Source organism: Mycobacterium sp. 3-98, from assembly GCF_035918355.1.
Taxonomy (GTDB): Bacteria; Actinomycetota; Actinomycetes; order Mycobacteriales; family Mycobacteriaceae; genus Mycobacterium; species Mycobacterium intracellulare.
In genome coordinates, this window is sequence record NZ_CP142360.1 from 3,194,759 (window position 1) to 3,216,404 (window position 21,646).

The window sequence follows — 21,646 nt, forward strand, 5'->3', positions numbered from 1 at the left end:
CGTGCCGGGTTGGGGTATCAGCACAGCCGTGACTTCTTTGTGGATGACCGACCGAACCGAACGCCCGTGGGCGGCAAGCCCGCTTGACCGGGGCCCCGCATCCGCCGATGTCATCGTCGTGGGCGCCGGCATCACCGGGCTGATGACGGCGGTTCTGCTCGCCCGCGCGGGCAAGGACGTGCTGGTGCTGGAGGCGCGCACGGTGGGTGCCTGCGCGACCGGGAACACGACCGCCAAAATCAGCCTGCTGCAAGGCAGTCAGCTCTCGAAGGTACTGCCGCGGCACGGCAGGGACGTGGCCCGGGCCTACGTCGACGGCAATCGCGAGGGACAGGAATGGGTGCTGGGCCACTGCGAGGCGCACGGGGTGGCGGTGCAGCGCGAGGACGCCTACACCTACGCCCAGTCGGCCCGCGGCGTGCCGTCGGCGCGCGCCGAACTCAAGGCGTGTCAGGCGGCCGGCCTGCCGGCGGTGTGGGAAGACGATGCCGACGTGCCGTTCGACTACCACGGCGGCGTGCGGCTGCCCGACCAGGCCCAGTTCGATCCGATGCCCTTCCTCGACTCGTTGGCCGTCGAGTTGCTCAACCGGGGTGGGCGGCTGGTCGAGGGCACCCGGGTGCGACGAGTCTCCACGCGCGGCAAGGGCGTGCGCGTGCACGTCAACGACGCCGCCCAGCAGGACGTCGAACTTCAGGCCGGCCAGCTGGTGCTCGCCACCGGGATCCCGATCCTGGATCGCGGCGGCTACTTCGCGCGGGTCAAGCCCAGCCGGTCCTACTGCCTGGCCTTCAAGGTTCCCGGCAACATCACCCGGCCGATGATGATCACCACCGATTCGCCGACACGTTCGGTGCGCTACGCGCCGGTCGCGGATGGCGAAAGGCTGATCGTCGGTGGGGCGGGCCACACCGTCGGCCGCGAGAAGAGCCCGTCCGAAGCGCTCGATGAGCTGGCGACGTGGACGCGCAAGCACTTTCCGGGGGCCGTGCAGACCCATTTCTGGTCCGCGCAGGACTACACGCCGATCGACCACCTGCCGTATGTGGGCCCCATCCTGCCGAACAATGAAAACATCTTTGTTGCAACGGGTTTCAACAAGTGGGGCATGACCAATGGCGCCGCGGCGGCCTTGGCGCTGTCGAGCCGGATGCTGGGTGGGCGGATGGATTGGGCGCGCGCGTTCGCCAGCTGGAGTCCGCACGAGCTGACCGGCCTGGGGACGGCGCTGCAGGCCAACCTCGAGGTCGGCTTCAATTTGACCAAGGGCTGGATCACCCCGGCGGCACGCATCGGCCGTCGCAGCCCCGACGGGGAGGGCGGCGTGGTGAGCGGCCCGCCGTGGCACCTCGAGGCCCGCTGCCGCGTCGACGGCACCGAGCACCGCGTCTCACCGGTGTGCCCGCACCTCGGCGGGATCGTGAATTGGAACGACGCCGACAAGGCGTGGGAATGCCCGCTGCACGGGTCGCGCTTCGCGCCCGACGGCACCTTGTTGGAGGGGCCGGCGACGCGCGATCTGACCGCGTAGACCGCCTGAGCTCAGCCCGCCTTCTCAAAGACGAGCCAGCGCAGCTCGATCGGGGAGTCGTCTCGCTCGACGTCGAACACGTCGATGCCGGTGGCCCACCCCTCGAACCACGCCGTGGGCGGCCACGCCTCGGCGGGCAACCGCGCCTTCTCGTACTCGTAGGCGGAGTCGTCGGCGACGGGCTCGAGCGGCAGGCCCACCGCCGCGCCCTTCACCTCTTCCCGGGTGAAGATCATGCTGTTGCACTGTTGGCCGAGTTGCACCGCGGCGTCGTCGGGCACGTAGCCGTCGCGGGCCAGGAAGGTGTTGAAGACCAGGCGCCCGCCGGGGGCCAGACATTCGGCGGCGAGTTCGAACATCCCGCGCAACTCGTGCGGAGTCCGGAAATCGGGCACCACCTCCGAGAGCACCATCAGGTGGTACCGGGCGTGCGCACCCTCCATGGCGGTGAACACGTCGCTTTGGATGACGTTCACGCGCAGCGCTTCGCGGCCGGCTTCCGCGCGGATGACGTCGGCGAACTTCGCCGTCATCTCCACCGCATCGACCTGGTGGCCGCGGCGGGCCAGGGCCAGGGCGTTGCGTCCGGTTCCCGCGCCGACGTCGAGCACCCGAAAGGCGGCGGGATCGGCCGCCTGCGCGGCGAGGTCCAGCACGCGCGCGTCCGGTTCGGTGCCGAACAGCGGCGGCGGGCGCACGGCGACCCACTGCTCGTAGTCGGCCTCGATCGTCCGCGCGTCGGCCTGGACGCGGAAGTTCACACCGGCCGACCCGAACGGGGAGTGGTACGAGATGACCACGTCGGACCGCGGGGATGCCTTGAACGCCTTCGCCAACTCGGTTTCCAGCGCGGCCCGCAGCTGCGCGGACTGTTCGGGGGTGTACCAGACACCCAGCGTGGCGCACACGTTGGCGCACAATTGCACGTACTCGTCGATCAGGCCCGGCACCGCCGGCACCCGGAGCTGGCCCTCGGCCGACGATCGCCGATACATCCGCCGGATGAGCGCCTCGCGCAGCATCGACGGGTCGAATGATCCCTCCGGCGGTTCGTGCACCAGAACCTTCTACACGACCGATCGGCTTTGCACCACCGCCAAGCCGGTGCGCCTATCAGTCCCGCCGCGCCGTGCGGGCAGCGTCTTCGAGGAGATCGGCGGCGCGGGCGACGCTCTGGGCGGGCTCGGTCACTTGGGTGGCGACCTCGCGCGCCCGTTTGAGGTAGCGGGCATCCAGGACCGAGCGCAGGTCTGCGACCAGTGAGTCCAACGTGGACGCCGAGAACGCCCGCGCCACGCCGACTTCCAACGCGCTGACGGCCTCGGCCCACATCGGCTGATCGAGCCAGAGCCACAGAATCAGCATGGGCACTCCGGCCCGCAGGCCCGCGGCGGTGGTGCCGGCCCCGCCGTGGTGCGCGATCGCGCGGCAGGCCGGAAACACGGCGGCGTGATTCACCTCCGTCACGATCTTGACGTGATCTTCCGGCGGGAGGCCGGTGAAATCGTTTGGGCCGCTACAGATCAACGCCCGCTCGCCCAACCGGGCGCAGGCCGCGCTGATGACGGCGACCGTCTCGGCGGGAAAGGTGACGGGGGTGCTGCCGAACCCGAAGTAGATGGGCGGCGTCCCCGTGGCGATCCAGGACAACACTTCGTCGTCGGCCTCGCCCGGCATGCCCAGCGTCAGCGAACCGACGAAGGGCCGTCGGTACTGCGGGGTTGCCCATTGCTTTGCCAGCTCGGGCACGCACAACGCGTCATAGGCCTGAATCTCCAGCGTCGGCCCCGTGGACGCCACGGCCTGCGCGGGCAAACCGAGCGCTTGGCGTTGCGCGTTCTCGGCCGCGCTGGTGACCTGGGACTGCAACCAGCCGAGTTCCAGGGCGGCCGCCGGGAAGAAGTGCAGCGCGGCCAGCGGAATGCCGAAGCGCTCGGCGACGTTGGCGGCGAGCCTTTGCTCGTTCATCCCGGCCACCAGCAGGCCGGCATCGGTCGCCAGGCGGGCCAGCGTCTCGCTCTTTGCGGCCCAGATGTTGGTGACGCGCTCCATGAGGTGCGGCAAGGCGCTGATCGGATCCTGCACGTTGCGGATGAAGTCGGTGGCGGTGTCGAGCTGCTCGCGGCTGTCGGGCCCGTAGGCGACCGCGGCAAGCCCGGCCGATTCGGCCAAGGCGAGCTTGTCGGGCGGCACCGCGATCACGACGTCGTGGCCCCGGCGTTGCAGCTCCCGCGCGACGGCGGCACAGGGTTCGACGTCGCCGCGGCTGCCGTAGGCGGCCAGCACACATTTCATTAACGGACCTCACTCGCGGTGGTGCCACAAATCCAAGCAGAGCCGGCGGCGCCCAACCTTCTGGGCGCGAGAAGCCCAACCTGACCACGCCTTTTGTTGGTGCCCGGCGGACGCCCCCGTGCCCGAATCGATGCGGCGACGCCCTTGCAGCCCCACCGACCACGCGCCGAAACGATTTGCGCGGCGCGCGCCAAACCCTTGTGGGTTTCCTGTGTCATGTGCCGGTAACCTATCGTTAACCCATCGCAACAATTTCGCTGTATTCGTTAACGTTGGGCCACACTTGCGAAGGTGTGAGACCGATCCCTCAGCAGTCGGGACGGTCTCGTTAGGTCGCCTTCCTTCGCGGTACCGGCGCTGCCCGAAGGAATGCGATTTGTTTGCTGTTCGGCTGGCTACCCCCATACGACGCGCACCGGAGCCGTCGGCGCCCTCGCGGCCATGAAAGCGATCGGAGGAGAACGTGGACTTCGCAGTACTACCGCCGGAGGTCAACTCCGCGCGGATGTACGCCGGTCCGGGGTCGGGACCCATGCTGGCCGCCGCCATGGCCTGGGACGAATTGGCCGCCGCGCTGCAGTCGACGGCGGACTCGTACCAGGCGGAGATCACCGCCCTCACCTCCGGCCCGTGGGTCGGCCCGTCGGCTGCCGCCATGACCGCGGCGATCACCCCTTATCTCGAGTGGATGCGGACCACCGGCGCCCAGGCCGAAGAAGCCGCCACCCAGGCCCGGGCCGCGGCCTTCGCCTACGAGACGGCCTTCGCCGAGACGGTGCCGCCCCCGGTGATCACTGCGAACCGCACCCTGCTGGCGTCCCTCGTCGCGACGAACTTCCTCGGCCAGAACACGCCGGCGATCGCCACGACCGAGACCGAGTATGCGGAGATGTGGGCGCGCGATACCGCGGCGATGTTCGGCTACGCGGGTTCCACGGCGTCGGCGACCAGGCTGACACCGTTTGCCGAGCCCGATCAGACCACCAACTCCGGCGCCGACCAATCCGGAGCCGTGGCCCAGGCCACCGGCACGGCCGCCGGGAGCACACGCAATGCCGTTACGCAGCAATCACTCTCGGCGGTGCCCAACATGCTGAGCCGAGCGTCCCTGGCACCGAACGCCTTGGCCGCCGACCCGTCGCCGGTGGAAGCCCTGGACGTGGGTGCCGATCTCATCACGTATTTTCTGGACGCACCCGGCAGCTTGGTCACGTTTTTCGTCGACGCACCCGCGGCTACGATTGCCCTTCCCTACGACATCGCCGGTGCCCTGACCGGTTTCCACACCGATGACATCGTCAGCGGCTGGGCCGGGGTGCAGTCGTTCCCGGGGACGGGCGCGGTGCCGCCATCGCCATTCCCCGTCATCACTAACCCGGCCGGTGGATTCGGAACTCTCGCGTCAGCGGGGCTGGGGGAGGCCAACACCGTCGGCGGCCTATCGGTACCGCCCGGGTGGACAGCCGCCGCCCCGGCGATCAGACCGGCCGCGCTGGCGCTGCCGGCGACCAGCGTCGGCGCCGCCGCGGAAGCCGCGGCCGCAGCCGCCCCCAGCGGCACCGGGAGCCTGTTCGGCGAGATGGCGGTGGCGAGCATGGCCGGGCGCGCGATGGCCGGCACGAGCGCGTTGGGTCGCGAGCGAAGCCGGGCCGAGACGGCGAAATCCCCGCGCGACCCGAACAAGCGCGACCCGAACAAGAAGGACAAGGCGGACGAGTCCGCAACGACCCCGCAGGTGTCGGCGGGCGGACCGATCACGAGCATCGCCGCCGAGCTGCGCGAGCTGGCATCGCTGCGCGACGCCGGAATCCTCACGCAGCAGGAATTCGAGGAGCAGAAGAAGCGGCTGCTCCCCGGCTGACCCAGCGGTTCCGTTGCCGCCGTTGTGAGAAGTGGTGACGCCCTGCGATTTGGGGCACAGTGTGAAGGTGCCTATGGACACGTCGTCGACCGGCAACGGCCCCGGTGCCGTGCAGATGCGCGTGGAGGCGCTGCTTCGCTACCCGGTGAAGTCGATGCTCGGCGAAACGGTGGATGCCCTGGCGGTCGACGAGCGCGGCGCCGAGGGCGACCGGCGGCTCGCACTCGTGGACGGCGAGACCGGCCATGTGGCCAGCGCCAAGAATCCGCGGCTCTGGCGGGACCTCTTGACGTGCACCGCCCACGCGGGCGCCGACGGCGTGAGCATCAGGCTGCCCGACGGGACGGACGTGGCCTTCGACGACCCCGGTGTCGACGAGCTGATCTCCCGATTGACCGGACGACGGGTCCAACTCGTGGCCCAGCGGCCCGAGGGGGCCACGCTGGTTCGCCCCGATCCGGAGCAACTGCTCGAACTCGGTCTCGACGCCGAGGTCGACGGCCGTATTCTGCGGATCGCCCAGGCCACCCCGGGGGACTCGTTCACCGACGAAGCCCCGCTGCACGCCATCACCACGGCGACCCTCGAGCACATCGGGGTGGAGGCCCTGCGGTACCGGCCGAATCTGGTGATCGCGACACCACCGGACTATCCGCCGTACGTCGAAAACGATTGGGTCGGAAGCGATATCACCGTCGGTGAGGCGCGGCTGCGGGTGCTGACCGCCACGTCACGGTGCGTGGTTCCCACGCTCGAACACGGCCCCCTGCCGCGTGCCCCGCAAGCGCTTCGCATCCCCGCGAAGGAAAACCGGTTGAACACGGGCGGTCACGGGGCGCAGGCCTGCGCGGGGGCCTACCTCTCCGTGGTGACCAAAGGCGTTATCCGCGTGGGTGATCCGGTCGACATCCGGCCGTAGCCGTGGCATCAGCCGCCCAGATTGCGCACCGCCGTGTCGAGGTCTTCGGCCTGCTCGGCCAGCTCACGGTCGGATAGCTCCGCGCGCCCGATGCGCTGCACCAATTCCTGGCGGGTGGCGACCTGCAGGGCGCCTCGATATTCGGCAGAGTTCAGGTCCTCCGGCGTGACGACCGCGGCGCGCCCCTCGACAACCACGAGTGCGGCGTCCTGCTCTTGGCTGGCGAGTAGCCGCCGAACGTCGTCGGCCCCGATGGTCATGAGCCGTCCAGCTGTGACAAACCGTCGATCATGCATGTGGCTATGCCCACTCCGGGGCCGAGGTAATCAGAAAATGTCGTCATCGTTTCCGACCCGCTAGCCTGTCGCCCCAACCATTTTCATCACCAGCAGCACCGCTACCGCGATGAACGCCACGACGAAGATGCCGACGGCGATCACTGTGAGCACCGAGCTGGGCGTGAATCGCCGGGTGTTCGGCGGTTGCGGCTCGGACACACCGGATGTTTGGGGCGCGGCCGGGGGAGTAGCGCCCGGTGCGGTTCCTCCTCCCGGCTCGAGTCCGGGGGTTCGTGCGGGGTCAGGATCGGGAGGTTGCGCGGTCATGGTGGACAGCGCCCCTTTCGCCGCCGGTGATGGTCGATACGCCCGGCCGCATCGCGACCCGGATGCACTTGTCTTTTTTGTTTTTGAACAAGTCGTAGGCCCGCACGCCCTCCTCGAGCGGCACGTCGTGGGTGATCAGTTTCGCCGGGTCCAGGTCGCCCTGCTCGACGTAATCGAAAAGCCGGGTTATGTAGCGTTGTCCGTGTTGCTGCGCCGTCTTCAGCGTCAGGCCTTTGTTGGTCAGGACACCCGTCGGGAATTTGTCGGTCAGCCCGTACACCCCGAGCACCGACACGACTCCGCCCTTGCGGCAGGCCAGGATCGCCTGGCGCAGCGCGGTGGCGCGGTCGGTCTCCATGCGCAGCAGTTGCTTGGCCCGGTCGTAGAGTTGCTGCACGCCGGTGCCGTGACCTTCCATGCCGACGGCGTCGATGCACGCATCGGGGCCGCGGCCGCCGGTCATCTCCCGAAGCGTCTCGTGCACGCTGTCGACCGCGGTATAGTCGATCGTTTCCAAGCCAAAGGCGTTGCGCGCCAGGGCCAGCCGCTCCGGTATGCGGTCGATGACGATGGCCCGCTCGGCGCCCAACAGCAGCGCGCTCCGGGCCGCCATCAAGCCCACCCCGCCGGCTCCCCAGACCGCGACCGTGTCGCCACCGGCGATGTCACAGAAATCGGCGCCCATGAAACCCGTCGGCACCGCGTCGGACAAGAACAGCGCCTGCTCGTCGGCGATGTCACCGGGAATCACGAAGCAATTCGCGTCGGCGAACGGCACCCGGACGTATTGGGCGTGGGATCCGGCGTAGCCCCCGAACGGATGGGTGTATCCGTAGATGCCGCCGGAGGGATAGCCCAGCAACGGCTGCTGCAGCTCGGCGTTGGGATTGGTGGTGTCGCAACACGAATACAACTCGTGATCGCAATACCAGCAGCGGTTGCAGGCGATGAACGACGGGACCACCACACGGTCGCCCACCTTGGTGTCGCGCACCTCGCGGCCCGTTTCCGCCACCATGCCCATGAATTCGTGGCCGAAGATGTCGCCGGCCCGCATGCCCGGCAGGTAGCCGTCGATGAAGTGCAGATCCGATCCGCAGGTCGTGGTGAGGCGGACTTCGACGATCGCGTCGTGCGGATTCAGGATCTTCGGGTCATCGACCGTCTCCACCGAGAGATCGTTGACCCCGTTCCAGCACAGTGCTCGCATGTTGGGCCTTTCGCTTAGCGCGCGGACTCGCGTGCGCTGGGGTTGGACTGGATGGTCGGCACCTCGCCGGTCTGCATCAAGGCGCGCAGCCGGTAGAGGACCTTGAAGGCCGCCGCGCCGGACAGCAACGCGGGCGCGGGCGCCTGGACGCACAGCGTGACCTCGGTGCCCAGCTCGCGCGGGGCGGGCCGGTAGTTGACGACGATCTGGTTCCCGTTGCCGACGAAGCGGATTCCGCCGGATTCCTCGACCAGCGTGGAATCCCAGGTCACGTCAGGCGCCGCGGATGACCGCCAGCGATAGCGATTCCGTGCGTCGGATTCGACGTCGGAGATGTCGCCGAGCACCACCGACAACTGGTCGGGGTCGCGCCAGAAACGCTCGATCCGCTCGACGGGGCACGCGATCGTGACCGTTTGCGCCTTGGCGCGTCGCGGCACCTTGTCGATCACCCTGTTCACCGCGCCCAACACTTGGTTTTTCGCGAAGCCGAGATAACTCACCGCGCGCTCCCTCCGTCGGGGCATTGCGGTACCCGCCCACGGGCCGCCCAAACCGACCGCGGGCGCGGGGCCGGTGACGCGAAGGGGTCCCTACAGCGGATCGCCGTCCGGCGATGCCGTCTGCAAGGTGCGGCCGACCGGCGGGTCGGTCACCGAATAGGCTGCGGGCCAAGGCTTTTCGTGCGGTCCGCCGCGTTCATGGAGCCGGAATCGCCGGCGTCGTCAGTTTTCGGAGTTCGGTGTGGGACTTTGCGCGGATTCCCACTTCGCCTCGAGGGACCTCTCCACCGTGGTGCCGGCGGCCAGGTCGAGCTGAAAGGTCTCCCCGCGGTCGCTTTCCAGCGTGACGAGATATCCCGCATCGGTGGGGTCCTTGAACACGACCTTGTAGGGCTGTGCGCCGGAGCCGCGGTCAACGGCGATGATGTCGCCAGGGGTGACGTCGTCGATGCGGTCGTTACCGGAGGCTTTGGACATACCGCCGACCGTAGCCGATGTCCGCCCGCCGCGGCCGGGGCCCGGTCAGGGCTGCAGGAAGGCCTTGATGGCGCGCCGCTCATCCATGGCCCGGTAGGCCTCGGCGACTTGTTCAAGCGGCAGGTGCAGGTCGAAGACCTTGCCGGGATTGATTCGCCCGTCGAGCACCGACTCGATCAGGTCGGGCAGGAAGTGCCGGACCGGGGCGGGGCCGCCGCGGAGCCCGACCTGACTCCTGAAGAGTTGCTCGCCGGTGATGCTGACGTCGTGGGGGACTCCCACGAACCCGACGAAGGCGCCTGGGCGGGCGGATTGGATGGCTTGCTGCATGGATTGGCCGGTACCCACGCATTCGAGCACGGCGTCGGCGCCGACGCCTTCGGTCATGTCCTTGATGACGGCGACACCGTCGTCGCCGCGCTCGGTGACGATGTCGGTGGCGCCGAACTCGCGCGCCAGCTTCTGCCGGGGCTCGTGGCGGCTCATCGCGATGATCCGCTCGGCGCCCTTTTCGCGGGCGGCGAGCACCGCGCACAAGCCGACCGCGCCGTCCCCCACGACGGCCACCGTCATGCCGGGAGCGACGTTGGCCGCTTCGGCGGCAAACCATCCGGTCCCCATCACGTCCGACAGGGTCAGCAGGTCCGGAATCGATTCGTGGTCGGGTTGGTCGGGGAGGGCGACCAGGCTGCCGTCCGCCCACGGGATGCGGATCACCTCCGCCTGGCAACCGCTCATCAGTACCCCGTGCACACACGACGTTTGAACTCCGTTGCGGCAGTTCGGGCAGGTGCCGTCGGAAGCGAAGAAGGATCCGATGACGAACTGGCCGGGCTTGACCGAGGTGACCTCGCTGCCAACGGCTTCGACGACGCCGCAGTATTCGTGACCGAACGGCTTGGGCTCGGGAACGGGGTTGATGCCGCGGTAATCCCAGAGATCCGAGCCGCACACGCACGTGGCGGTGGTGCGGACGATGGCGTCGGTGGGGGCGACGATCTCGGGGTCCGCGATGTCCTCGAAACGGACGTCGCCGGCGCCGTAAATGACGGCTCCTCGCATGATGCCTTCCCTCCCGCGCCAGCCGGCCCTACCCAAATCGATGGGTTTCAACCGCGCCTCGACGCCATTTGACGTGCCCATCCGTCGAGTCGGACGCGACGGCCCTGCCGGCAAGAGTATCGCCCTGCCGCTCTTTCGCGCATGGCAAGGCGCCTCCGCCACGAACGATGTTGCGGCAGTTGTTAATTCACGCCCGCCGACCGCGGCGATGACGTCCTGGCGATCAGTGACGCGGTTCACGTCGTGTTTGAGCCACCGAGTCCGTGGAATCCCCCTGCGTGAACGAACGTTCTTGGCCAACGCCGCAAGGAGAAATTTCGATGAGTAAGCACGACAAGGCAGACGAGGCGCGTAGGGGCCTGATCGATTCGGTCAAGGGCAAGGCCAAAGAGGTCGTCGGCGCCGTGACGGGCAATGATTCGCTGACCGCCGAAGGACAGCTCGAGCAAACCCAGGCGCACGAGCGCAAAGAAGCGAACGCAACCGAGGCCGTCGCCGAGGCCCAGGCCAAGCAAGCGCGGGATGACGCGGCCGAAGCCAAGGCGGATGGAGCCCGACAGCGCCTGGCGGCGAACGCCAGCGCGGTGGCTACGGAGGATTCGATCGAAGCCCGACAAGCCGCGCAGAAGCGCGCGGCCGAGCGCGCGGCGCAGCAGACCGCCGCAACGGAACAAACGCGGGCTGAGCTCGACGCACAACAGCAGATCCAACGGGCCAAGGCCGACGAACGCGAGGAAATCGGTGACGCGACGGAGGACGTCGTCGATGCCGCCGCGCAGCATCAAACCTCGGTGCAGGTGGCCGCGAACGAAAAGGCGGAGGCCGATCGCCTTCGCCACCATGCCCAGAACGTGTCCGACGAAGCCGACCTGCCCTGAGGGCGGGCCACGTACAGGAGAAAACGATGAAAATATCCGACGCCCCGTTGGCGGTTCTGCGGTTTCACTACCAACTCGCCCGGTTCCCGCTGCAGTTGATCGAAGATCGGGTCGTTACCCGAATCCCGGCGGAAGCGCGTGCGCGGCTGCTCTATGAGCGCTCGCTCGGGATGCTTGACAGCACTGTCGGGAATGCGCTCGGCGATCCCCGGCTGGTCGAGCGGGGGACGGCGCTCGTGGAACGCAGCGACGCGCTCGGACGTGCCGCACAGCTGGACGCGACGGCGGCGACCAGGAAAAAGCAGGCCGACGCGGAGTTGGCGGGTGCTCGTGACGAGGCGATCGAGGAACGCCAGCAAGCGCAGGCGGCAACAGCTCAGGAGATCGCGGAGGCCCGCAACGCCGCCGGGGACCGCAAGCGGCAGGCGGCAGATTCGGCGCAGAAGGCGAGCGCCTCGGCAAAGCAGCGCGTCGACGAGGCGGCCGCCAAGCAGAAGGACGCCGTCGAATCGGCAAAACGACAGGTGGAGAACAGGACTCAGGCCGCCGAGCGGGCCGCGTCCAAGGCTTCCGCCGCCAAACTCGATGAGGCCGAGGACAAGCTAGGCGAGGCCGCCGACAAGCGCGCCGAAGCGGATCGCGTCGCGGATTTGGCGGCCGCCGAAAAGCAAGAACGCCAAGAGCGGCGCGCGAACGACTAGAACCTGCCTCAGACGCGCGGCGCGGCTTGGTTGACCTTGTCGGCCGCGAACGTCGCGGCCTGGGCCGTCATCCCGGCGTCGATGTAGGAGACGTGCGCGATGATGTTGCCGCCACCCGAGCAGATCGGGTCGTCGGGGGCGCACAGGCTGATGGTCTTGGCGCCGTACGCCGGGTTGATCGTGGGGAGCGGCTGGCCGCCCCACAACATGGTGGAGAAGCCGCTGGACGGCTCGCCGAAGAGGGCGACGGCGGCGACGTGGTCGGCCGCCGAGGCGGGCAGCGCGTTGGTGGCGAGGTCGATCACCGTCGAGCCCTGCGAGTACCCGCCGAGCACGATCCGGGAGTTCGGGCAGCTGGCCACGGTGTCCTGGATGTGGGTGGCCGCGTCGTCCGCGCCGGCGTTCGCGCTGTTGTGGTAGTCGTCGTTGGCCGGGTAATTGACGGCGTAGACGTCGACGGATCGCCCGCCGAGCTGCGACGTGAGCGAGTCGACGAACGCCTGGCCGATGTTGCCGAGGCCGGGCTCCTGGTGGGTGCCGCGGGCGAAGACCACCGAGACGTCCGAGCATGGATCGGCGGCGGCGGTCGGAGCGCCGATGGGTGCACTCAGCAGCGCCCACGCCGTCACAGCCGAGATACCAACGAAGCGAGCAAGTCTGCGTGCATTCATCCCCGAATCCTGACACATGCGCCACGACGACGGTGGCGGTGGCCGGTTCGGCGCCATCCGCGGCACGTCAACGGCCACGCCACTGCGGCTTGCGCTTCTCGTTCCAGGCCCGGATACCCTCGGCCACGTCTTCGGTCGCGCCGGCCACCTTGCGCATCGTCTCGCCGAAGCGCACCGACTCGATCCAGCCCATGTCCGCGGTCCGCCAGGCCACCTCCTTGGTCGCCCGCTGGGCCAACGGTGCGGCCTCGGTGAGGGTGCGGGCCCAGGCCTGCGCCTCGGCCTGCAGTCGGTCGGGCTCGACGAGCCTCCAGACCAGGCCGACCTCTTTGGCCCGCTGGGCGCTCATCGGCTTGCCGGTCAACAGCAGTTCCATGGCGTTGGCCCAGCCCACCCGCTGCGGCAGCCGGATCGCCCCGACGATGGTGGGCACCCCGATCGAGACCTCGGGGAAACAGAACGTGGCCTCGGTACTGGCGATGACGAAGTCACAGAACAACACCCCGGTCACCCCGTAGCCGATGCAGGGACCGTGCACGGCGGCGATCGTCGGCTTGAACAGTTCCATGCCGGATTCGAACGAGTTGATCGTCGGTTTCTCCCAGAAGGTGCCGCCGAACGTGCCGACGGAGCCTTCGCCGTCCTTGAGGTCGCCGCCCGCGCAGAACACGCTGCCGTTGGCGGTCAGGATCCCGACCCAGGCGTCCAGGTCGTCGCGGAAACGATCCCATGCGGCGTTGAGGTCCTGGCGCAGCGCGCCGTTGATGGCGTTGCGCGCCTCGGGGCGATTCAGCGTGATGGTGGCGACGTGATCTTGCAGCTCATAGGTGACCAGACTCATGCCTGCAGAGTATTGCGCCGGGCGCGAGGACCCACCGATAAGCCGGGCGCGAACCTACCTCACGGCGTGCGGGAGCGGCGAGGGTCGTCGGAAACCCCGAGGCGCCCAACGGCTTTCGCGGAGAGACGCCTGACGTCATCGAACCGCACGCTGACACGCTCGAAGGCCTTGACGCGTTCGGCTTTGACTTTCTTGGTGTAGGTCCTGCGGTCGGCCGGCGTGAGGTCCGCGTCGTCGCTGAACGCGCTGAGCAGGGCGCGCGGGTACAGCTTTTCCACCAAGACGACGTTGACCTCGGCGCACAACACCAGCGCCACCGAGGCGAGGAACAGGAAGGCCAACGCCCCCAACACCAGTGCGAACACACTGTTGGTGGCGCTGGCCCGTTTCACGGTGTGCGCGACATAGCCCGCCCCGAACCACTGCAGCATCTGCCAGATGAACGCCGCGGCGACCGCCCCGGGCAACACCTGCCGGTACGTCAGTGCCCGCGCGGTTGTCACGCGAAAAGCCACCAGGCAGATCAACGCGTTGATCACGACGGCGGCGAGCGCGAGGCCGGCGGTTTCGAGAATGCCGACGGCGCCGGCGGCGTGACCGACCGCGGCCAACACGGTGGCCGCGATGGCCGCCGAGCCGAGCACCAACAGCAACAGCAAGCTGCGCAGGCGTGACCGAATGGGGTTGGGCCGCTTGTGTTTCGGCACCGCCCAGACGGAATCCATCGCGTTCTGCAGCGCCTGTCCCACACCCAGACCGCCGTAGAGCGCTCCGAGCAGGCCCACGATCACGCCGACGGCGCCTCCGCTGAGCCCCTCGGGGTGGTGCAATTGGCTGCCCAGGACCGGGAACTGGCTCAGCGTGCTGTGCAGCACCTGTGCCTGCAGATCGGGCCGGCCGGCCAGCACGACCCCCAGCGCGGTGGTCAACAGCAGCAGCAGCGGAAACAGGGACACCAGCGCGTAGTAGGTGATCAGCGCGGCGAGGTAGCCGCCCTGATCGTCGTTGTATTTGTAGATGACGGCGACGATCACGCCCACGGTTCGATTCCGTCGCTGCAGCTCGTCTAACCAACCGACCATCGCCGATCACGTCCCCCGCACAAGCCCGCATCCCGTTCAATGCGCTCGCCAGGTCATACCCGAATTGGGCCGCCGTCAACCGCGGTGGGCGCACCGGGGCTTGGGACGCCACCGGCGGCGGGTGCCTATTCTGTGCGGGGTGGCCGGACCGTCTGCAGCGCAGTTGCGCAACCAACTCGACGGCCTGACGTTGCGCGACGCCGCCCGCATCGGCAGGCGCCTGAAGAACCTCCGCGCCGCCACGCCCGAGAAGCTGCGGCGGCTCGCCGACGAGATCGCGGCGGCGCGGCCGCTCGTCGCGGCCCGCCAGGCCGCCGTTCCGACGATCACCTACCCCGACCTGCCGGTCAGCGCACGGCGGCAGGAAATCGCCGACGCGATCCGCGGGAATCAGGTGGTGGTGATCGCCGGGGAGACCGGGTCGGGCAAAACCACGCAGCTGCCCAAGATCTGCCTGGAGGCGGGTCGCGGCATCCGCGGAACCATCGGGCATACCCAGCCCCGCCGGCTGGCCGCGCGCACCGTCGCCCAGCGCATCGCCGACGAGCTGGCAAGCCCGCTGGGCGAGGCCGTCGGCTACAGCGTGCGGTTCACCGACCGGGTCGGCGACCGCACCCTGATCAAGCTGATGACCGACGGAATCCTGCTCGCCGAGATCCAGCGCGACCGCCGCCTGCTGCGCTACGACACCCTGATCCTCGACGAGGCACACGAGCGCAGCCTCAACATCGATTTTCTGCTCGGCTATCTGCGCGAGTTGTTGCCGCGCCGGCCCGATTTGAGGGTGATCGTCACCTCGGCGACCATCGAGCCGCACCGCTTCGCCGCGCATTTCGAGAATGCGCCGATCATCGAGGTGTCCGGGCGGACCTATCCGGTCGAGGTGCGTTACCGGCCGCTGGAGGTCGCCGTGCCTTCCGCATCGACGGACGATCCCGACGATCCGGACCACGAGATCGTCCGCACCGAGACCCGCGACGAGATCGAGGCGATCGTCGACGCCATCCGTGAACTCGAAGCCGAGCCGCCCGGCGACGTCCTCGTCTTTCTCTCGGGTGAGCGCGAGATCCGTGACACCGCAGATGCTTTGACGTTTTTGACGAACGGCCCGGGCCACACCGAAGTGCTTCCGCTGTATGCCCGGCTGCCCACCGCCGAGCAACAAAAGGTGTTCGCGCCGCATACCGGGCGTCGCGTCGTGCTGGCGACCAACGTCGCCGAGACGTCGTTGACCGTGCCGGGAATCCGCTACGTCATCGACCCTGGCAACGCCCGGATTTCGCGCTACAGTCGCCGCCTGAAGGTGCAGCGGCTGCCGATCGAGCCCATCTCGCAGGCCTCCGCCGCCCAACGGGCCGGCCGGTGCGGCCGGGTCGCGCCCGGCGTGTGCATCCGGTTGTACTCCGAGCAGGACTTCGCGGCCCGGCCGCGCTACACCGAGCCCGAGATCCTGCGGACGAACCTCGCCGCCGTGCTGCTGCAGATGGCGGCGCTGCAAATCGGCGATATCGAAAAGTTCCCGTTCCTCGATCCGCCGGACCGGCGCAGCGTCCGCGACGGCGTCCAGCTGCTGGTCGAGCTCGGCGCGTTCGACGGCCGGGGCGCGATCACCGAGCTCGGCCGCCGCCTTGCCCGGCTGCCGGTCGACCCACGGCTGGGCCGGATGATCCTGCAGGCCGAGACCGAAGGATGCGTGCGGGAGATGCTGGTTTTGGCCGCGGCGCTGAGCATCCCGGACCCGCGGGAACGGCCGAGCGATCGCGAGGAAGCCGCCCGCGAAAAGCACGCCCGCTTCGCCGACGAACACTCCGACTTCATGTCGTACCTCAACCTGTGGCACTATCTCCGCGGACAACGGAAGTCGTTATCCGGCAGCGCGTTTCGACGGATGTGCCGATCCGAATTCCTGCACTACCTGCGCATCCGCGAGTGGCAGGACCTGGTCGGCCAGCTACGCAGCATCGCCGGCGACCTGGGCATCGTCGAAGACACCGCCGGCGAGCCCGCCGATCCGGCCCGCGTGCACGCGGCGCTGGTCGCCGGGTTGCTGTCGCATGTGGGCATGCGCCGCGAGGACACGCGCGAGTACCTGGGAGCGCGTAACGCGAACTTCGTGCTGGCGCCCGGCTCGGTGCTCACCAAACGGCCGCCGCGCTGGGTCGTCGTGGCGGAGTTGGTCGAGACCAGCCGGCTGTATGGGCGCACGGCCGCGCGCATCCAGCCGGAGGTGGTCGAGCGGGTGGCCGGCGACCTGGTGCAGCGCACCTACAGCGAGCCGCATTGGGACGCCAAGCGCGGCGAGGTGATGGCCTACGAGCGGGTGACGCTGTATGGCCTGCCGCTGGTGGCGCGCCGCCGCGTCGGATACGCCCGCATCGAGCCGGTGGTGGCGCGCGAGCTGTTCATCCGGCACGCCCTGGTCGAAGGGGAGTGGCAGACCCGGCATCACTTCTTTCGCGACAACGCCCGGCTGCGCGCCGAGCTCGAGGAGCTCGAGGAGCGTGCCCGCCGCCGCGACCTGCTGGTCGGCGACGACGACGTCTACGCGCTCTACGACGCCCGCGTTCCCACCGAGGTGGTCTCGGCGCGGCATTTCGACGCGTGGTGGAAACGCCAGCGGCACAAGACACCCGACCTGCTGACGTTCACCCGCGCCGACCTGCTGCGCACCGACGACAACGCCGGCACCGATCGGCCCACCACGTGGCGGACGGGCGACGCCGCGCTGCCGCTGACCTACCGGTTCGAGCCGGGGGCCGCCGACGACGGGGTCACGGTGCATGTCCCGATCGACGTGCTGGCGCGCCTGGGGGGTGACGAGTTCGCCTGGCAGGTACCCGCGCTGCGCGAGGAACTGGTCACCGCGCTCATCCGCTCACTGCCGAAAGACCTGCGCCGCAACTTCGTTCCCGCCCCCGACACGGCACGCGCGGTGCTGGCCGCAATCGAGCCGGCCGCCGAGCCGCTGCTGTCGGCGTTGCAGCGCGAATTGCGCCGTCGCACCGGTGTTTTGGTGCCCGTCGAGGCGTTCGACCTGGACAAGCTGCCGCCGCACCTGCGGGTGACGTTCGCGGTGGAGTCCCCTGACGGCGCCGAGGTCGCCCGCGGCAAGGATCTGCAGGAGCTGCAGGAACGACTCACGACGCCGGCCCGCCGCGCGGTGGCGCACGCGGTCGCGGGCGAGCTCGAGCGCACCGGGTTGCGCGACTGGCCCGACGATCTCGACGAACTGCCGCGCGTCATCGAACGCGCCGTGCAGGGGCGCACCGTGCGAGGCTTTCCGGCGTTCGTCGACACCGGCGGCGCCGTCGACCTACGCGTGTTGGCGACGCCGGACGAACAGCACCGGGCGATCGGTCCCGGCCTTCGGCGATTGGTCCGGCTCAGCGTTGCGTCCCCGGTGAAAGCCATTGCGCGACAACTTGACCCGCGCACCCGTCTGACGCTCGGCACCAACCCCGACGGCGACCTGTCCGCGCTGCTGGAGGACTGTGCCGACGCCGCGGCCGACACCCTCATGCCGACGCCGGTGTGGACGCGGGGGGAGTTCGTCGCGTTGCAAGAACGCCTGGGAAAGACCTTGGCGCCCACGGCCGCCGAGATTGCGCGCGCGGTCGAGCGGGTACTCGCCGCCGCCCACGACGTGCGACTCCTGCTGCCCACCAACCCGCCGCCCGCGCACTCCGAGGCGATCGCGGACGTGCGCGCCCAGCTCGACCGGCTCTTGCCGCCGGGCTTCGTCACCGCGACCGGCCGGGCGCACCTCGCCGATCTCACCCGCTATCTGCTCGCGATCCGTCGCCGGCTCGACGGGCTGGCGCGCGGCGCCCAGGCCGACCGGGAGCGGATGGACCGGGTGCACGCCGTGCAGGACGCCTACGACGAACTGCTGCGTGAGCTGCCACGAACGGCGAGGACGGACCCCGACGTCCTCGATATCGCCCGCCAGATCGAGGAACTCAGGGTGAGCCTGTGGGCCCAGCAGCTCGGCACGCCGCGCCCGGTCAGCGAGCAGCGGATCTACCGCGCCATGGACGCTGTGCGCGATCGTCGCTGAATGTTTTTCCCCGCCACTTTCAACCTATAGCGCATCCCGGGGCTTGCCGCAAGACCCGGGTGATGTCGCAAAATCGCTGTCCGAAACCAAAATTCGGGAGAGCGCGGGGGTATCGACGTGGTTGTTTCGCAGAGCTCGGGCGGGAAGGTCGAGCATGCGGTGCTCATCGCCGGAGGTGGCCCCACGGGGCTGATGCTCGCCGGCGAATTGGGTTTGGCCGGCGTCGACGTCGCGATCGTCGAGCGGCGCGCCAACCAGGATTTGATCGGATCGCGCGCCGGGGGTCTGCACGCTCGCACCATCGAAGTCCTCGATCAGCGCGGCATCGCCGATCGATTCTTGTCGCAGGGACAGGTGGCGCAGGTGGCGGGTTTCGCCCAGATTCGGCTGGACATCAGCGACTTTCCCACCCGCCACCCGTACGGACTGGCGCTGTGGCAGAACCAGATCGAACGAATCCTGGCCGAGTGGGTCGGCGAACTCGGCGTGCGCATCTATCGCGGCACAGAGGTGGCCACCCTCGCCCAGGACGACAACGGCGTCGACGTCGGCCTGTCCGATGGCCGGGTGATGCGGGCGGGCTATCTCGTCGGGTGCGACGGCGGACGCAGCGTGGTCCGCAAGGCAGCCGGCATCGAATTTCCGGGGTGGGATGCCACGACGAGCTATCTGCTCGCCGAGGCGGACATGGACTACGAAGATGACCAGCCGCCGCCGTGGGGTATCCGCCGCGACGCGCTCGGAGTCCACGCCCTGTCCACCACCGAGGAGGGCGGGCCGGTGCGAATCATGGTCACCGAGAAGCGCCTCCGGAACTCCGGCGAACCCACGGTGCACGATGCGAGCCGGGCGCTCGTCGCCGTCTACGGGACGGATTACGGAATCCACAGTCCCCGTTGGATTTCCCGCTTCACCGATGCCGCCCGGCAGGCCGCGTCCTATCGCGTCCGACGGGTGCTGGTCGCCGGCGACGCCGCGCACGTCCATCACCCGGTCGGCGGGCAGGGTCTGAACACCGGCGTCCAGGATGCCGTGAATCTGGGATGGAAGCTGGCCCAGGTGGTCAACAACACGTCACGCGACAGCCTCCTCGACACCTATCACGCCGAACGGCACCCGATCGCCGCGCGGGTGCTGCGCAACTCGATCGCGCAGCTGGCGCTCCTTCGCGCGGACGACGGCACCGAGGCGCTGCGAGAAACGATGGGCGAGCTGCTGGGCATGGAGGAGCCTCGCAAACGGTTCGCCGCGATGATGTCCGGGCTGGGCATCCGCTACGACCTCGGGGAGGGACACCCGCTGCTGGGGCGCCGCATGCCCGACCTGGACCTGATCACCGCTGACGGTCCGCTGCGGGTGTTTGCCCTCCTGCGGGACGGCCGGCCCGTTCTGCTCAACTTCGGCCCGGCCGGGCGCATCGACATCGCGTCGTGGGCGGGACGGGTGCGTGTGGTCGACGCGAAACACGAAGGAGATTGGGAACTTCCGGCACTGGGGACGGTGTGCGCCCCAACGGCGGTGTTGATCCGTCCGGACGGATATGTTGCCTGGACCGGTGAGGGAACCGACCCGGCGCTGCGTGATGCCCTCACCGCCTGGTTCGGGCCACCGGCCGGGTGATTGGCGCCGGTCGCGGGCCACCGTCGGGTGACTTGTTTTGGGGGGCGCACGGTGTATCGTGCGTGTTCCCTGATCATGAGCAGGAAGCACGCACCGTGGACATGGCAAGCGACCAATCGTCGACACCGCCGCTGGATTGGGGCGAAGCCCAACCCCTGCTGAGGCCGGTGCTGCGGCCGCAAAGCTACGCCAATCAGCTGGTCAACAACGGGGCGCAGCCCTGGGTCCGTCCGGTGTTCCCGCACATCAACGAGATGGTCGTCGTGGACCTTCCCACGGTTCGGGCCATGGTGACGCCGGCCGAAACCGGCGCCTGGGGCATTACCGGCGACCAGGCGTTCGCGGTGGCCCGGGAGAATCTGACCGCGCGTCAGCAGGTCTTCACACCGGGCGAGAAGTATCTGTTGAAGGACGCCGACGGTGCCAGCTATGTCGACTCGATGATTCTGGCCACCGGGTGGCTGGGTTCGCTGGCGGTGGCGGGCGGCCCACGACCGCTGGTGTTCTTCCCCGGGGACGGGTCGCTGGTGCTGGGCACCGACGCCCCCGACCAGGTGGCCGAACTCTTCGAGGTCGCCGAGCAGCTGTACCTCGAGGCCGAACAACCCGTCTCGCCGCAGGGCTACACCATTGCAGGCGCCATCATCGTGCCGTTCGATCAGGCCGGCCCGCACCCGCTGCGCGGGTACGGGCTGGCGGCTCGAAGCCTCTTGGCCGCAAGGGAATACCAACACCAGACCGACTACCTGCGGCAGCATTACGAGCGCGAACTGTTCCCGCAATACGTCGGCGAGGCCCAGGTGATCGACACGCCGTGGGGGCGGCGCACCACGACGGTGTGGGGGCAGGGCCCGGCCTGGGAGCTGCCCTACACCGATTACGTGACGTTCCTCGTCGGCGACCCGCCGAACGTGTCGGACAAGTTCACCGTGCCGTTCGCCACGGTCGTCGACGTGGTGGGCATCCTGCCCGTCGCGGGGATCACCCCGGCGCGATACCGAGCCAACGAGTGGCCGGCACCGGAAACGCTGGCGACGCTGAAGGCTCACGCCATAGATCTGCCGAGCGGATGACTCGCTAGTCCGGCGGCTCGTTGTCCGAGCCTCGGACGGCGGCATGCTCCCGGTCGCTGGGCTTACCGGGGACGTCTTCGGCTTCGCGGTCCCCGGCGACCTTCTCCTCGAGCCGATCGACGATGTTCTCCAGCTCCTGAGCGCGGCTCAATGGGTCTTTATCGGACTTTGTCATGTCGCTTTCCGTTGGCTTGGTGGGGCGGCGAACCCCGATGCCGGGGGCCGCCGCTATCCCATACCCGATCGAGCGATCGCTAACC

At 68.9% G+C, this 21,646-nt stretch carries 20 protein-coding genes; 8 read left to right on the forward strand and 12 right to left on the reverse strand.

Features of this window, described 5'->3' with window-relative positions; genetic code table 11:
* Positions 1-43 precede the first annotated feature (43 nt).
* The gene (locus tag QGN30_RS15200; RefSeq protein ID WP_014380134.1) at positions 44-1,531 is read left to right on the forward strand and encodes an FAD-dependent oxidoreductase; all 1,488 of its coding nucleotides are present in this window, start codon (positions 44-46) and stop codon (positions 1,529-1,531) included.
* 11 nt (positions 1,532-1,542) lie between these two features.
* On the opposite strand, the gene QGN30_RS15205 is transcribed toward QGN30_RS15200, so the two are convergent.
* The gene (locus QGN30_RS15205) at positions 1,543-2,553 is read right to left on the reverse strand and encodes a class I SAM-dependent methyltransferase (RefSeq protein WP_263650139.1); all 1,011 of its coding nucleotides are present in this window, start codon (positions 2,551-2,553) and stop codon (positions 1,543-1,545) included.
* Positions 2,554-2,644: 91 nt separating this feature from the next.
* The gene (locus QGN30_RS15210) at positions 2,645-3,826 is read right to left on the reverse strand and encodes a glycosyltransferase (RefSeq protein ID WP_014382551.1); all 1,182 of its coding nucleotides are present in this window, start codon (positions 3,824-3,826) and stop codon (positions 2,645-2,647) included.
* A gap of 463 nt (positions 3,827-4,289) precedes the next feature.
* Between QGN30_RS15210 and QGN30_RS15215 the strand changes: the two genes are divergently transcribed.
* Entirely contained in the window at positions 4,290-5,687 is a 1,398-nt protein-coding gene (locus QGN30_RS15215) for a PPE family protein, SVP subgroup (protein ID WP_014380131.1), read from the forward strand.
* A gap of 73 nt (positions 5,688-5,760) precedes the next feature.
* Entirely contained in the window at positions 5,761-6,606 is an 846-nt protein-coding gene (locus QGN30_RS15220; protein WP_014380130.1) for an MOSC domain-containing protein, read from the forward strand.
* Positions 6,607-6,614: 8 nt separating this feature from the next.
* Here QGN30_RS15220 and QGN30_RS15225 read toward each other — a convergent pair whose 3' ends face one another.
* From QGN30_RS15225 to QGN30_RS15250, 6 genes are all read right to left on the reverse strand, one after another.
* The gene (locus tag QGN30_RS15225; RefSeq protein ID WP_008256642.1) at positions 6,615-6,866 is read right to left on the reverse strand and encodes a hypothetical protein; all 252 of its coding nucleotides are present in this window, start codon (positions 6,864-6,866) and stop codon (positions 6,615-6,617) included.
* Between the two features lie 96 nt (positions 6,867-6,962).
* Positions 6,963-7,211, reverse strand: a complete 249-nt coding sequence (locus QGN30_RS15230) for a DUF6480 family protein (protein WP_134770564.1) — start codon at positions 7,209-7,211, stop codon at positions 6,963-6,965.
* The gene (locus QGN30_RS15235; RefSeq protein WP_014380129.1) at positions 7,186-8,421 is read right to left on the reverse strand and encodes a zinc-dependent alcohol dehydrogenase; all 1,236 of its coding nucleotides are present in this window, start codon (positions 8,419-8,421) and stop codon (positions 7,186-7,188) included. Before QGN30_RS15235 ends, QGN30_RS15230 begins: the two co-directional genes overlap by 26 nt.
* A gap of 14 nt (positions 8,422-8,435) precedes the next feature.
* Positions 8,436-8,924 (reverse strand): hypothetical protein, encoded by a 489-nt coding sequence (locus QGN30_RS15240; protein WP_248923082.1) that lies wholly within the window; start codon positions 8,922-8,924, stop codon positions 8,436-8,438.
* A 222-nt stretch (positions 8,925-9,146) separates the two neighbouring features.
* Positions 9,147-9,401 carry a hypothetical protein gene (locus QGN30_RS15245; RefSeq protein ID WP_009957172.1) on the reverse strand — a complete coding sequence of 85 codons (255 nt, stop codon included), beginning with the start codon at positions 9,399-9,401 and terminating at the stop codon, positions 9,147-9,149.
* Positions 9,402-9,446: 45 nt separating this feature from the next.
* Complete coding sequence (locus QGN30_RS15250) at positions 9,447-10,463, reverse strand: zinc-dependent alcohol dehydrogenase family protein (protein ID WP_238963746.1); 1,017 nt, start codon at positions 10,461-10,463, stop codon at positions 9,447-9,449.
* Positions 10,464-10,783: 320 nt separating this feature from the next.
* Between QGN30_RS15250 and QGN30_RS15255 the strand changes: the two genes are divergently transcribed.
* On the forward strand, positions 10,784-11,341 hold the full coding sequence (locus tag QGN30_RS15255; RefSeq protein ID WP_008256634.1) for a general stress protein CsbD: 558 nt from the start codon (positions 10,784-10,786) through the stop codon (positions 11,339-11,341).
* A gap of 26 nt (positions 11,342-11,367) precedes the next feature.
* On the forward strand, positions 11,368-12,042 hold the full coding sequence (locus QGN30_RS15260; protein ID WP_014382546.1) for a hypothetical protein: 675 nt from the start codon (positions 11,368-11,370) through the stop codon (positions 12,040-12,042).
* An 8-nt stretch (positions 12,043-12,050) separates the two neighbouring features.
* Here QGN30_RS15260 and QGN30_RS15265 read toward each other — a convergent pair whose 3' ends face one another.
* From QGN30_RS15265 to QGN30_RS15275, 3 genes are all read right to left on the reverse strand, one after another.
* Positions 12,051-12,713, reverse strand: a complete 663-nt coding sequence (locus tag QGN30_RS15265; protein WP_248923081.1) for a cutinase family protein — start codon at positions 12,711-12,713, stop codon at positions 12,051-12,053.
* Between the two features lie 67 nt (positions 12,714-12,780).
* On the reverse strand, positions 12,781-13,554 hold the full coding sequence (locus QGN30_RS15270) for an enoyl-CoA hydratase/isomerase family protein (protein ID WP_248923080.1): 774 nt from the start codon (positions 13,552-13,554) through the stop codon (positions 12,781-12,783).
* Positions 13,555-13,613: 59 nt separating this feature from the next.
* Complete coding sequence (locus QGN30_RS15275; RefSeq protein WP_014380124.1) at positions 13,614-14,636, reverse strand: YhjD/YihY/BrkB family envelope integrity protein; 1,023 nt, start codon at positions 14,634-14,636, stop codon at positions 13,614-13,616.
* Positions 14,637-14,775: 139 nt separating this feature from the next.
* Between QGN30_RS15275 and hrpA the strand changes: the two genes are divergently transcribed.
* The 3 genes from hrpA (at position 14,776) to QGN30_RS15290 (ending at position 21,386) form a co-directional block, all read left to right on the forward strand.
* Positions 14,776-18,693, forward strand: coding sequence for an ATP-dependent RNA helicase HrpA (gene hrpA / locus QGN30_RS15280; protein ID WP_064893922.1), 3,918 nt, complete (start codon positions 14,776-14,778; stop codon positions 18,691-18,693).
* Between the two features lie 192 nt (positions 18,694-18,885).
* Positions 18,886-20,313, forward strand: coding sequence for an FAD-dependent monooxygenase (locus QGN30_RS15285; protein WP_231117685.1), 1,428 nt, complete (start codon positions 18,886-18,888; stop codon positions 20,311-20,313).
* Positions 20,314-20,408: 95 nt separating this feature from the next.
* Positions 20,409-21,386: a hypothetical protein gene (locus QGN30_RS15290; RefSeq protein WP_038536269.1), complete on the forward strand. Its 978-nt coding sequence runs from the start codon at positions 20,409-20,411 to the stop codon at positions 21,384-21,386.
* A 4-nt stretch (positions 21,387-21,390) separates the two neighbouring features.
* Here the strand turns inward: QGN30_RS15290 and QGN30_RS15295 are convergent, their stop codons facing one another.
* The gene (locus QGN30_RS15295) at positions 21,391-21,561 is read right to left on the reverse strand and encodes a hypothetical protein (RefSeq protein ID WP_165576459.1); all 171 of its coding nucleotides are present in this window, start codon (positions 21,559-21,561) and stop codon (positions 21,391-21,393) included.
* Between the last annotated feature and the right edge of the window lie 85 nt (positions 21,562-21,646).